Genomic DNA, 12,563 nt, shown 5'->3' on the forward strand with positions numbered 1-12,563 from the left:
TTAGAAATCTCATTTTATTTTTTTTACGGGACGAATATATTTCCAGTATTTACTCGGGTCAAAGTAAAAATACATAATTCGTCCGACAGAAGTGTCATAAGTATAGCCTGTTTCATTAAAATCAAATGTCTCCATAGCTATTTCCATTTTTTCTTCAACACTTCTATTTTCTTGTTCATAATCAAATTCGCCATGTTCAAAGACTAAATATTCTGATTCAGGAATATCCATTAATTTCATTTGTGAAGGGATAGCCTTTTGATAATTAGAAGGGAGTCGAGCACCATAACACTCTGTTCTAGAAAATCCCCAATCACACAACCGTCCCTCAGGATTACTGATATAAGCCATGAGTTGTCCACTTCCACTATTTGCTTCTTCACCACTATAATCGTCGAGCTTTCCCTTTACACTATCTAACAATCCACAAATAGTTTCATAATCTTGTCCTTTAATATCTTTTTGCTTATCCCAAAAATCCCAATACCCATTACTTTCTTTATTTTCAATGTATAAAAATTTATGTGCGGAAATTGTAACAAAATAAGTCTTTACGTTATCTGATTTTTTAATTTTACCAATTTCCTCTAAGCCTAAGAAATAACGATCATATGGCGTTAGCTTTGTTCGAAGTACAATAGGTATGGGGTCTTTTCGATAATCGCTAGGAGTTATTCCAAAAGTTGATTTAAAAGCCCTAGTAAAAGCTTCATGCGACGAAAAACCATAGTCAAAAGCAATTTCTATAATAGATTTATTGTTATCTCTAACTTCCTTAAAAGCAAAAGCTAATTTTCTCTGTCTAAGATAGTCCCGAAATGTCATCCCTAGAATCTCTTTAAACTTTTTGGTTGTGTAAAATTCAGAATACCCTAATTTTTTGGAAAGAAATCGAAGTGTTAAAGATTCATTGCTATAATTTGAAATAGATTTATCAATCTCATTAATAATCATTTGAAATGATTTTTCCCACTCATACACTCATCATCACCTCTTTCTAATACTTTTCATTATACTAAGAAAAGAACTTTAATACTTGACTTTATTTGTTAATTTTGTAAAGGGCCATGATAAAATGTAGGAAAAGGGCCATCGAAAATGTAGGTTAGATTTAAAATCTGATATTCTTTTTCATGAAACATTCAAGGAGAGTGACTCATGCGAAAAGATGTCTTAGAAGGAGTCTTACGACACATTATGAACGATATTCAACCTAACTATGCAGCCATGGCCAAGCAATATAATTGTGATTACCGAACAGTCAAGCGTTACTATGAAGCTGGAACTAAAGGGGAAGTAGAACAGATCAAAAAGAGACAATCTTCTGCTCCCCTTTTATTAAGCGGTTTTGAAGAAATTATTAAAGATAAAATGGAGTTAAGCTGTTCCGCTTCTTCAATTTATTATTTTATTAAGAAAAAAGGATATCAAGGTGGCTATACCACCGTCAAACGATATTGTCGGAACTATCGAGAAAAGCGTGTAAAAAAAGCAACCATTCGAATTGAAACGACGCCAGGTCTTTCTGCTCAAGTCGATTGGAAAGAAAATATTAAGATGGTGAGTAAACATGGTGAAGTCTTTTACTTCAATCTTTTTCTATATATTCTAGGCTATTCTTGCATGAAATACTTAGAGGTAACCTTTGATCGAACCCAAGCGAATGTCTTCAATTGTTTGGTCAATGCGTTTGAGTACTGCGGGAATGGTATTCCTCAAGAAATTTGGTTTGACAATATGAAAACAGTTGTTGACAGAAGTAAAAGCCAATTTAGTCAAACCGTTTTTAACGAAAAATTTCGTCAATTTGCTAAAGATGCTGGATTCAATCCGATTGCTTGTCGCCCTTTTCGTCCACAAACCAAAGGCAAAGTTGAAGCTTTAGCTCGTACTGTTAACCGCTTAATGGTCTTTAACTACGAGTTTGAAAATGAGCAGGAGCTAAAACGAATCGTCTATGAGTTTATGAATGACTTAAATAATGAACGTTCTCAAGCAGTGAATAATCATCCCTCTAAGCTTCTTATAGATGAACAATCGGTGTTGCGTCCTTTCAATCGTTTAGAATTAGTCAGATATATTTCTAGAACCCAACACGTAATTAGAAAAGTTTCCATTGAATCCATGGTCCAATATCAAAACTCAAAGTATTCTGTTCCCGTGAAATATATTGGTAAAGAGGTAACTTTAGATGTCCGTAAGGACAGTCTATTCATTTGGTATGGCCATCAATGTATTCGCTCGCACCCATTAAGCAAAAAAACCTTAAATTATCAACGTGATGACTCTCTTGAGATTCTTCGATCTGATGTCTTCAAATACTTAGAAGACGAAGAGTTGGAGCGCTTTGTAGAAGAAAATTTAGATGCTTACGATGAATTATAAGGAGGCTCATATGTCAAATTACCATCAGTTATTAAATCAATTATCAGATTTAAATCTTACCTGTATCAAAGAAATTTTACCTGCCCATTTAGATGAAGTAGCTAAAAATGAACAATCTCTAGTTGATTCTTTATTTGAATTAACACATCAAGAAATATTGCTCTGCCAGTTCCTCGACCGATGGGCCAGACTGGTTTAAATCTAAGATCGTCTTCTTAAAGTCTTCATCAAATTTTTTCTTGGCTTTTGCCATCGTGGACACGTCCTTTTCTTAGTAGTTAGATTCTACCAAATCGTGTCCATGAAATCATCCTAACATCACACATACCATGAGAAAAACATTCGGATATAAGTATTATCGACAATTCAGGGATATTCCCACATTGATGAAAATTTTGAATCATTCTAGTCAAGCAGTGACTATCCGATACATCGGATTAGAAGAAGAAATACGAGCTAGCTTGGATAAGTTCAATCCCTTAGATTAAATTGGTGGTTACAAGATATTTTACAACTCACTTAAAATAACGTATAGTTGGATAGTAATCAAAATAAATAGTTAAGAAAGGAGAAAGAATGTCAATATTATCAACAGTATTGATTGTTTTAGTAGCTTTGGAATTTTTCTATATCCTATATTTAGAAACATTTGCTACAACTTCAGACGCTACAAGTCGAGTATTTAACATGACAAAAGAAGAGTTAAAAAGCAAAGCTTTAAACACACTTTTTAAAAATCAGGGTATTTATAATGGTTTGATTGGTGTTGGGTTATTATATAGTGTTTTTCTTTCAAGTAATCCAATCGAAATTAGTAGATTACTATTAATTTATATTATTTTAGTGGCATTATATGGCAGTATTACAAGTGATAAAAAAATTATTCTAACCCAAGGTGGTTTAGCTATTTTAGCACTTATTTCAACATTCTTTTAAGCAAATAAAAAGCACAGTCAATTAAGAGTGTGCTTTTTGTTTGTTTCTTTTTATCTGAACCGTATTATATTTCCGTCTATTTGAATCACTTGGGAGCGTCAATAATTTTGTGTAAATAACTCGTCCTTCTGCAAAATAATGGGTTACTCAGTAAACATTGAAGCTAATGTATCCGTCACTTGTTGGAAGCCTTTATGGCTTCTATTTAAGAATTTTTGATTGTATGTATCAAAGATGGATACTAGGAAACGCTCTAATGATTCTTCATTTTAAAACTGCTCTTTTCTACGGCTGTATTTCTTGATTTGTTAATTGAAAGATTCGATTAAATTAGTTGAGTAAATGCTTCGGCGGATACCAGGCGGAAACTCATAAAAAGTCAATAAATCTTGATTTTTTATCAGTGACTGCGTCACTTTAGGATAAGTTTTCTGCCACTTCTCAATCATACTCCCTAAAAAGGTATTTGCCTCTTCCTTTGAGCTAGCTTGATAAACAGCCTTAAAATCATCACAGATTTCTTTTCGATCTTTGACACGTACTTTATGAGCAATATTACGGGAAACGTGAACACAGCAATGTTGGTATTTAGCTTTAGGATAAATCTGGTGAATCGTATCTTTCATGCCTTTTAAGCCATCGGTAATAAACAGTAAGACATCATGAACCCCTCTGGAGTAAATGTCCTGTAACAACTCATTCCAAACGTAGGTTGATTCAGTCGGAGCAATCGCATAACTTAGTACTTCTTTAGTGCCGTCTTCTCGTATACCAATGGCAATATAGATTGCTTCTTTGGAGACGGTTTGCCGTTTTAAAGGAATATAAGTAGCATCCATGAAAATAGCGACATACTTATCATTTAGAGTTCTAACTTTAAATGCATTTACTTCTTCAGTCAGCACTTTAGTCATGTTGGACATGGTTTGGGGCGTGTAGTGATGCCCATACATTTTCTCAATCAAGTCTGCGATTTCCGACATGGTAATACCTTTTCGGAAGAGGTGAATGACGGTCTCCTCTAAGGTATCATTCGTCCGTCTATAAGCAGGAACAGTCTGTTGCTTGAACTCGCCGTTGCGGTCGCGCGAAATCTGGAGATGAAGTTCCCCGTACTCGGTCTTGACCGTACGGTCATAGGAGCCGTTACGAGAATTACCCGTGTTAAAACCAATGCGATCGTACTTTTCGTAATCGAGGAAAGCCGTTAACTCCGTTTTGAGAAGCGTATTGACAGCTTTTTCCAAATGGACACGGAATAATTCATTCAAATCGCCTTTGTTCGCTAGAGTCTTTAGAATTTCTGTAGTAAAATCGTTCATATGGAAGTCCTCTTTTCTGTGAATGTGTTGTGGTAACTCTATTCTACAGAAGGGACTTCCTTTTTTCTATTTACACAAAATATTTTACACTCTCAAGTAAACTTGCATTCAGGATAATTAGAACAACCATAAAACGATTTTTTTAATACAATATTATTTCCACACTTAGGGGTAGCGTCAGGAAAATGCGGATTTACAACGATAAGGAATTTCCAATATAAAAAGCCTGATTTCCCATCACCTAAATTGAGAAATTAGGCTCTTTTTTCGTTACTCCATAAACAGCATTCTATTACTGAATATGTAATTTACTTCGGGATAACAGGGACCCAGAGTTCGTGTCTTGGTTTATGCTTCGGACCGTAATAACATTCTATACACGGTAAATTTGCAAGTTCATACTCGGAGGTAGGGACCCACTCGGAATATAAACGTTTCCATGCATCCACTATGTTCGGAAAAACTGCCCATGTACTTGCGGGAATAATAAGCGTCTCCATATTTTCTGGGGATTCCCCATCGTATCTTACGCCCATGAAATAGGAAAATTGTTCATCTGTTATGGCAGCTTCTTTTCCGCAAACCCCCAGAAGGCTTTCAAGCGTGCATTTTGGATTTTCCCATGACATATCTACTAGTTCTTGCATAAATCCATCTTTTTTCGCAGTGTTCCAAAGCGTAGGGATTGTTTTAAATGCTCTGCTTGTTTTTACTGGCTTACTTTTTCCAACAATTCTTAATTCAAAATCAAGGTTTTCAATTCTGTACTCCATCTCGGTATCTCCTTTAATAGAAATTTGAAAGGAAATTCTGGGAAAGGCTTTTAACTGTACCCCTCTATTACGAGCATTGGAAGGGGTTACTCCATGCATTTTTTGAAAAGCACGTGAGAAAGTATCAGAAGAAACATAACCATATTTAATTGCCACATCAATGATCCGAATATCACTTTTTTGAATTTCAAATGCTGCGAGTGTTAACCGTCTACGTCTAATATATTCTGATAGCGATATACCTGAGATTGAAGAGAACATTCTTGAAAAATGAAACTCAGAACAATTAGCTGCTTTTGCAATCTCTTTGTAGTCTATTTCTTCATTCAAGCTATTTTCAATGTAGTTTAACGCATTGTTCATTCTTTCTAGCCAATCCATAAGTTTACTCCCTTTCAATATTTACTTTAAAACAAAATAGATAATAATTGCCGACATTTCATGCCTAAAAATGTTGGTATCAAAAAATAAACCTTTTGATAGAATCAGGACAAACTATTTGTTTCCTTCCGATAGCCTTCTATATAATGAAGCCCTAGACACATTAGTAATTTCGCAAATTTGATTTACAGTCATACCGCCTTCTTTATATAGTTTTACTGCATATTTCATTCCTGCGTGATTTTTATGATATTTCTTTAAACGACCCTTAAACTTCCCTTCTTTCTTAGCCAGCTCAATCCCTTCTCGTTGACGCATACGGATAAGATCTCGTTCTAATTGGTTCACACCAGCCATTACTGTAATTAAGAATTGGCTGTATGGATTATCCTCTGATAAATCTAGCCATGTATCCTTGAGTGATTTTAAGCTTGCCTTTTTCCTGCGTATTAAATCAATCAATTCAAATAAGTTCTGCGTACTCCGAGTGATCCGAGTTAAGTCTGTAACATAAATAATGTCTCCTTCCTGTAAATCCTCTAACATTTTTTGAAGTTGCTCGCGATCCTTTGCTGCCCCAGAAACTTTTTCTTCAAAAATAATATCCATACCGATTTCGTTTAATTGCTGAAATTGTCTTGAAGGATTTTGGCTAGTCGAACTGACACGTATATAACCGATTTTTCGCAAAAATCACCTCGTTTTTGAGACAAGTCTTATGAGACACTCTTGCTGTTGCGATCCTATTTGGTGCTATTACAATAGCTACTGGTGCTGCTCTTACCATCACAATTACTAATTGGGATGGTTCAAGTGGAATCTGAATATCACTTAATTGGATAGGTGGAATTACAGGTCAGAGGAACGCAATAAACATTTAAAAAATGTTATACAAGCATCTGTTTTGTAATCAATTTACGCTAGAGTAACTCATCCACCCGTGAAAACGGATGGATTTTTAATACCCCTAGAAGGGGGCAACACTCGTGGCCCCTTAAAAGGGCTTTTTAACAGACTGCCACTCGCTCACCTTCGCTCATTTACTTCTCTTCACTTTTTAAATGGGTCTACGTACTCTCTTTTACTTATACTATCCCGAATACGATTATCCGCTTCTTGTTCACGAATATATTTCTCAATTGTCTTTGGATTCAATCCTACTGTGCTCACATAGTATCCCTTTGATCATAAAGATTTGTTTCCATATTTGTACTTGAGATTTGCATATTGTTCATGGGTTAGCATGGCACTCCGACCTTTCAGATATCCCATGAAACTGGATATACTCATTTTAGGAGGGACCCGAACTAGCATATGAATATGGTCTGGCATTGCATGTGCTTCGATGATTTCCATATCTTTCATTTCACATAACTTCCCTAGTATTTTTTCAATGTCTTTTCGTAATTATCCATAAATGACTTTCCGTCTATACTTTGGTGTAAAGACAATGTGATACTTACAATTCCAACGAGTATGTGCTAAACTTTTATCGTCATTTGACATAAAAAAACTCCTTTCCATACGATGAGCGGTTGGTAGCCACTCACTAGTCCATCGAAAGGAGTTTTTTATCGCTAAAGCTACTTCATCCACGCGTAGAAACGCATCGATGGTGCCAGCTTGATACCTGCTAGAGGCTGGCCACAAGAACTAAAAATCAACTGCCCGAGAACAGAGTCGACTAAGCCAGCTACGATACTGGCAAGTCATCCCATTACTTCTCCGGTAATCACACCGCTGATAATGGTCCCATTGATCAATGTATCAAATAATCGTTATACTAATCCCCTTTAGGTTTCTTGCATCAATCTGTGATAACTGTCAGGCACAAGTAGAGTTACATCCTTGCTTTCTTCTTTAATCCAGATTTCTTATCAGTAGCAGGTTTAGGAACTTCTCATAAGCTTATTTACAATCTATTAAAACGATTGCTGGCTGGTTTTACGTAGTAAGATTCTGAAAAAGTGAATTCTATTGAAGAACGTATGGAGCGTTTCATTCGACCATTGTCTTTACTTAATAGACCCTAGGTTCATTATTTTTATCGATTTTTTCTTGGGCTTTGTTGGTTCCCCGATTGACCACTTGTTTGGCTTTATCCGTCTGTTTTGCGGCAAAGCGGCCGGTGGTTTTCGCGGCACTGGTTACTTTGTCTTGCACGGTCTCGCTGTCGGCTTCGTATTCATTTTTGGTTTTGATGTCGACCACATGCACATTGACTTCGATAACATCTAAGTGGGTCATGTTGTTCACTTCGTCATGAATCACTTGTTTAATCTGATTGGCAATCTCGGGGATATCCCGGCCGTATTCGATGACCACGTCCATGTCCACGGCAACTTGTTCTTTGCCCACTTCGGTTTCGATGCCGGAAGTCACATTGTCCGTATTGACTAATTTTTCGGCAATGTTCGAGAAAAAGCCGCCATCCACGGTTAACAAGCCATCGATTTGATCCACGGCGGTGCCGACGATTTTTTGGATAACTTTGTCGTCATAGGTCAACTCGCCACGAATGTCACCGGAGTCGGAAGTAGGCCCGTCTTTTTTCACGCCTGGATGGGTTTCATGGGCGGGTTGCCGGTTTTTTTCGAATTGTTTTACTGTTTCATGGACTTCTTGTTCGTAGTCGTTAATCCCTTCAGCAGGGAGAGGGACCGCTCCCGGTGTTGCCAGTTTGTCGTCAGGACGATTCATTTTGTGTTTGTCTACCATTTTTATTCCTCCTAGTTAGTTTGTGGGGATGATTGCCCCGAAGTTTAGTAGCGCTTATTTCGTTGAAACAGCTGGGTTAAACGTTCATTTTGTTCCAAGTAAAAGCCCAAATAAATGCCTAACAGGGTCAGTAAAAGAATCAAAAGCGTCTTGAAAAAACCGATTGTGACAAGTAAGATGGCGAGAACTAAGCCGATGCTCCCACAGACAATGGGGAGTTTGTATTGGTAAAACAAGTATTTCATGGTACTCCCTCCTTAAATGACTCTGGAATGACTCGTGGCACGCCAATCTTCTTGCTCAAATTCCGTGTACGCCACATTGACTTTGACTTGCTCGGTGGTACCGAGTATTTCTTGGAGTTCGCTTCTGATTTCTTCCATTAATAATTCAGTTTTGCCGATATGAGCAGAAGTTCTGGTCAATTGGCCCTTCACATTGACGTTGATTTTACGTTTGGTGGCGTGTACCCGCACTTTGGGATTGCCCACAAAACCGACACCTATTAGCTTGGAGCGGACGAAACCTTCGATGGCCTTTTTATCCAACGAGAGTTGGCCTTTGTCGTTATTGAGCACAAAGGTCTGCTTAACCCGGGGATAAAAGAGAAAGAAGAAAATCAAGAGTAAAAGCGCGATGAAAAAGACGAGCGCCACCCAGAAAAGATATTGTTGCAAAAGCTGGTTGGTGAAAGTGTTGAACAAGAGGCGATTCCGGTTGAAAAGCGGAAAAGGTAACGCAACACTAGATGAAGTAACGAGCATTACCATGAGTAAAACCGACATCAACAGTAACGAAAGAACGATTCCGAGTGCTTTAAGCCCACGATTCATAGTGCACCTCCTTTCACAAACTGAGAGTGAAGGCGACTAGCCCTAGCTACCAGTTTTTTGTTGGTTTTGCTTGCGGGCCATTAACACATATAGTAAGGGAATGCCCAAAATGACCGCCGCAATTTTTAGAAATTTCTTCATCTGGATTCCTCCTTTTGTAAAAAATCAGCACTTGTGCTAGTCAAAACCTAGGAGAAGCCCTAGGTGTAACCGCGGTTTGCTTATTTTTTGTGCGCCCACTTTCTTTCACGAATCCTCACCTCTTTTTTGTCAGTGACTTGTTTGGTGATTTATTTGGTAAAGTCTTTGCGTTTTAAATAAATGGTGGTCAAGATACTTACAACGACCGCGAGGATCATCACGAAGAAAAAGCCGTTTTTTGTCTCTTTGCCTGGGAGTCCCCCGGTATTCATGCCCCAGATGCCGGCAACGAGAGCAGGTATGGAGACGACTAAAGTAGCGGAGTCCAAGAATTTCATCAAGTGGTTTAAATGATTGCTCATCATATCGGAAAACAACCCGCCGATGGTCTCAAGCAAATCACGATAAATCAGGATTCGTTCCTCTGCATGGGCTTGGCGCAAGCGGATGTTGTACACGAGATTTTCGTCGCCTAGTTGCTGGGCGAAATCGGTTTCTTCCCAGAGATAATTCAAGGTTTCTTTTTGGCCTTGCAGCGTGTTGTCCAGATACACGACATCCCGCTGCGTGTCTGCCAAGCGAAAGAGTTCTTCGTTTTTCGTAGTGATGCGAGCCGCTGCGTCTAGCTCATCGATGATTTTTTTGATGGTTTTTAATTCCTTTAGAAAATGCGCATAGGCTCGTTTGATGATATAGGCGCAGAGTTGCTCTTTATTCGTGACTTTATGAGCGGAACGGGTCAAAAAAGAAGTCAGAAAATCTGAATTATCTCCCACAAAAGTCAAGGTCATTTCTTTAGCAAAAATCAAGATTAACGGTTCTAAGCGTTTTTCAATGGGGAGCTCGCGATTGTCGCTTAGGTTCATTAAAGAAAGAATCGTCAACTCCCCTAGGCGGTCGTTATTCATTTTTTCATAGTGGTTGATTTCTTCTGCATCGTCACCGCCGAGAAAGATGTCTTTTGGCAATTCGTATTTCTCCACGATTTCGGTGAGTTCGACTTTGGTGGCTTTTTGCAAGACAATCCAGTTACTTACGTCTTGGGTCGCTTTTTCTATGCCAGAATCTGTTATCTTAAAAGTTGAAATCATCTTAATCCCCCTATAATATTTCTAACCAATGGACCACAAGCAATAAATAAAATAAGTAACGATAAGAAAACGCTTACTTTTAGTAAATAACAACATTTCATCCTCGAATCTCAGAATAGAGCATTTGCTTTTTTTCGTCAAATGATGTGCTGTTTTTGCATAAAAAGGCGTAATTCTTTTCAAAAAATGAAATTTATATTAACATAGAATTGTAACATCGACATTATGTTAGGAGTGAGGATATGACAGATCCAGTGTTAAAGGATCCACGGGAGTTATATTATGAATCAGAATTTCCGAAACAGGATCAAGAAACCCCGGCCCTACAGAAGAAGATGAAACCTGTGCCGGACTGTGGGGAAGAGAGCTATGTTGGTCATGAGCGCTTACTTAATCGTCGGGTTTTGATTACCGGGGGCGATTCGGGGATTGGCCGAGCGGCGGCGATTGCGTATGCGCGAGAAGGCGCCGATATTGCTTTGCAGTTTTATCCGGGAGAAGAACCGGATGCCAAGCAAGTGGCCAAGTATGTGGAAGAAGCGGGGCGCAAAGCCGTCTTACTACCATTTGACTTGCGCGACGCTGCGGCACCTGAAAAAATGGTGGCTCAAGCAGTGAAAGAACTAGGCGGATTAGACACGCTGGTGTTAAACGCGGCGCAACAGATTACTCAGCCTTCTTTAGCAGAGTTGACCATGGAGCAAGTCCGGGATACTTTTGATGTGAATATTATTTCCATGTTTGCCACGGTGAAAGCCGCCTTACCACACTTGCCGGCAGGGTCCAGCATTATCACGACCACCTCGGTGCAAGCGTTCAGTCCAAGTGGTCATCTCTTGGACTACGCGGTAACGAAGGCCGCGATTGCCAGCTTCACGGTGGGATTAGCCAAACAGTTGAGCAAAAAAGGCATTCGGGTCAACGGTGTCGCACCGGGACCGATTTGGACAGCCTTGCAACTAGACGAAGGCCAACCGGAAGAAAAATTACCGGTCTTCGGGCAAGACTCTTTAATGGAGCGGGCAGGACAGCCGGTAGAATTAGCGCCAGTCTATGTTTTCTTAGCCTCCAACGAAGCAAGCTACGTAACCGCCCAAATTTACGGGGTAACCGGTGGCGAAGCAATCAACTTATAGAAAGGACTTGAAAGCACATGAAAAAGCAAGGAAAAGTCATGATGATTGTCTCGTTGGTGGCGACTTTGCTGCCGGTGTTGCTGAAGGTCAAAGAAATACACGATGACTATCGCAAACAGGAAAAAACGAACAAGTTGTCGTGAAGCTAGGAAAGAAGCAATCTAATTAATAGAGGAGGAATTTATTATGGGTCTTATTTGGTCATTAATTGTCGGAGCGATTATCGGAGCGGTGGCAGGTGCCATCACTGGAAAAGGGATGGGCTGGATTGCGAATATCGTGGCCGGTTTAGTCGGTTCCGCTATCGGACAATCACTCTTTGGTTCTTGGGGACCGTCATTAGCCGGGATGGCATTGGTACCATCGATTATCGGAGCGGTGATTCTCGTTGCCGTGGTGTCATTCTTCTTCAGTCGTAGGACGAGTAATTAAACTGTATTGTAAGTTCTTCCCCAATGACATAAAAAGTCATAGCCTCGGCTAATAGTCGAGGTTTTTTTGATTGGTAAAAGAATTTTTTTACCAATACTTAACTGATCAGTATCAGTTGACTGCTTCAATCTAACCAAAAATTATACCACTTAATATCATAGTTTGAACCGCTCAATCAAGACTAGAAAATATGTAAGTCTCTTTTCAGGAATCGAAATTGAAGCTAGGTTCCTATTTTCTCCTAGGGCACGAATGACCTCTTGTTACAATCAGAGTGGATAAAAAGCCGTTAAAAACGAAACTTGTTTTGTTCCTTCGCCATCTTTACCCTAAGTCTACTTTGAATATGGCTAGCGGCTTGAATTGCAACGACAATGAAGCCGAAGAGGAATGTCGGTTATCCTACATATCTTTC

Annotated in this window: 13 protein-coding genes and 4 pseudogenes; 7 read left to right on the forward strand and 10 right to left on the reverse strand. The window is 38.9% G+C overall.

Translation table 11 applies throughout. The features are described from left to right. Window positions 1-9 precede the first annotated feature (9 nt). Window positions 10-981, reverse strand: a complete 972-nt coding sequence (locus FFM57_RS02450; RefSeq protein WP_048603199.1) for a helix-turn-helix domain-containing protein — start codon at window positions 979-981, stop codon at window positions 10-12. Between the two features lie 177 nt (window positions 982-1,158). Between FFM57_RS02450 and istA the strand changes: the two genes are divergently transcribed. The 4 genes and pseudogenes from istA to FFM57_RS02470 all read left to right on the forward strand — a co-directional run bounded on the left by istA (window position 1,159) and on the right by FFM57_RS02470 (window position 3,321). After that, on the forward strand, window positions 1,159-2,385 hold the full coding sequence (istA, locus tag FFM57_RS02455) for an IS21 family transposase (protein ID WP_137598935.1): 1,227 nt from the start codon (window positions 1,159-1,161) through the stop codon (window positions 2,383-2,385). 10 nt (window positions 2,386-2,395) lie between these two features. Next, window positions 2,396-2,584, forward strand: coding sequence for a hypothetical protein (locus FFM57_RS02460; RefSeq protein WP_137598936.1), 189 nt, complete (start codon window positions 2,396-2,398; stop codon window positions 2,582-2,584). A 121-nt stretch (window positions 2,585-2,705) separates the two neighbouring features. Continuing rightward, window positions 2,706-2,873 (forward strand): annotated as a pseudogene (locus FFM57_RS02465) (site-specific integrase); the annotation flags it as partial. Between the two features lie 88 nt (window positions 2,874-2,961). Then, window positions 2,962-3,321 (forward strand): DUF1304 domain-containing protein, encoded by a 360-nt coding sequence (locus tag FFM57_RS02470; RefSeq protein ID WP_033918653.1) that lies wholly within the window; start codon window positions 2,962-2,964, stop codon window positions 3,319-3,321. A 143-nt stretch (window positions 3,322-3,464) separates the two neighbouring features. On the opposite strand, the pseudogene FFM57_RS02475 reads toward FFM57_RS02470, so the two are convergent. The 9 genes and pseudogenes from FFM57_RS02475 to FFM57_RS02515 all read right to left on the reverse strand — a co-directional run bounded on the left by FFM57_RS02475 (window position 3,465) and on the right by FFM57_RS02515 (window position 10,580). Next, window positions 3,465-4,643, reverse strand: a pseudogene (locus FFM57_RS02475) (IS256-like element ISEfm2 family transposase). A gap of 92 nt (window positions 4,644-4,735) precedes the next feature. Then, window positions 4,736-4,813: pseudogene (locus FFM57_RS09995) on the reverse strand (topoisomerase DNA-binding C4 zinc finger domain-containing protein); the annotation flags it as partial. Between the two features lie 138 nt (window positions 4,814-4,951). Continuing rightward, on the reverse strand, window positions 4,952-5,797 hold the full coding sequence (locus FFM57_RS02485; protein WP_010731423.1) for an AraC family transcriptional regulator: 846 nt from the start codon (window positions 5,795-5,797) through the stop codon (window positions 4,952-4,954). 114 nt (window positions 5,798-5,911) lie between these two features. Further along, the gene (locus FFM57_RS02490; RefSeq protein ID WP_041098603.1) at window positions 5,912-6,487 is read right to left on the reverse strand and encodes a recombinase family protein; all 576 of its coding nucleotides are present in this window, start codon (window positions 6,485-6,487) and stop codon (window positions 5,912-5,914) included. Between the two features lie 360 nt (window positions 6,488-6,847). Next, window positions 6,848-7,303, reverse strand: a pseudogene (gene tnpA / locus FFM57_RS02495) (IS200/IS605 family transposase). 513 nt (window positions 7,304-7,816) lie between these two features. After that, window positions 7,817-8,515 (reverse strand): Asp23/Gls24 family envelope stress response protein, encoded by a 699-nt coding sequence (locus FFM57_RS02500; RefSeq protein WP_246023362.1) that lies wholly within the window; start codon window positions 8,513-8,515, stop codon window positions 7,817-7,819. 44 nt (window positions 8,516-8,559) lie between these two features. Beyond that, window positions 8,560-8,760: a DUF2273 domain-containing protein gene (locus FFM57_RS02505; RefSeq protein ID WP_048603193.1), complete on the reverse strand. Its 201-nt coding sequence runs from the start codon at window positions 8,758-8,760 to the stop codon at window positions 8,560-8,562. 12 nt (window positions 8,761-8,772) lie between these two features. Then, window positions 8,773-9,348, reverse strand: coding sequence for an alkaline shock response membrane anchor protein AmaP (gene amaP / locus FFM57_RS02510; RefSeq protein ID WP_048603192.1), 576 nt, complete (start codon window positions 9,346-9,348; stop codon window positions 8,773-8,775). Between the two features lie 290 nt (window positions 9,349-9,638). Continuing rightward, window positions 9,639-10,580, reverse strand: a complete 942-nt coding sequence (locus FFM57_RS02515) for a magnesium transporter CorA family protein (protein WP_048603191.1) — start codon at window positions 10,578-10,580, stop codon at window positions 9,639-9,641. Between the two features lie 242 nt (window positions 10,581-10,822). Between FFM57_RS02515 and FFM57_RS02520 the strand changes: the two genes are divergently transcribed. From FFM57_RS02520 to FFM57_RS02525, 3 genes are read left to right on the forward strand one after another with little or no spacing between them, the layout of a single operon-like run. Then, window positions 10,823-11,716 (forward strand): SDR family oxidoreductase, encoded by an 894-nt coding sequence (locus tag FFM57_RS02520; RefSeq protein WP_137598937.1) that lies wholly within the window; start codon window positions 10,823-10,825, stop codon window positions 11,714-11,716. A gap of 17 nt (window positions 11,717-11,733) precedes the next feature. After that, entirely contained in the window at window positions 11,734-11,859 is a 126-nt protein-coding gene (locus tag FFM57_RS10000) for a hypothetical protein (RefSeq protein WP_007207902.1), read from the forward strand. 43 nt (window positions 11,860-11,902) lie between these two features. Beyond that, window positions 11,903-12,148 carry a GlsB/YeaQ/YmgE family stress response membrane protein gene (locus tag FFM57_RS02525; RefSeq protein ID WP_007207901.1) on the forward strand — a complete coding sequence of 82 codons (246 nt, stop codon included), beginning with the start codon at window positions 11,903-11,905 and terminating at the stop codon, window positions 12,146-12,148. Window positions 12,149-12,563 lie beyond the last annotated feature (415 nt).

This window comes from Enterococcus nangangensis (assembly GCF_005405245.1).
In the GTDB taxonomy this organism is placed as follows: domain Bacteria; phylum Bacillota; class Bacilli; order Lactobacillales; family Enterococcaceae; genus Enterococcus_J; species Enterococcus_J nangangensis.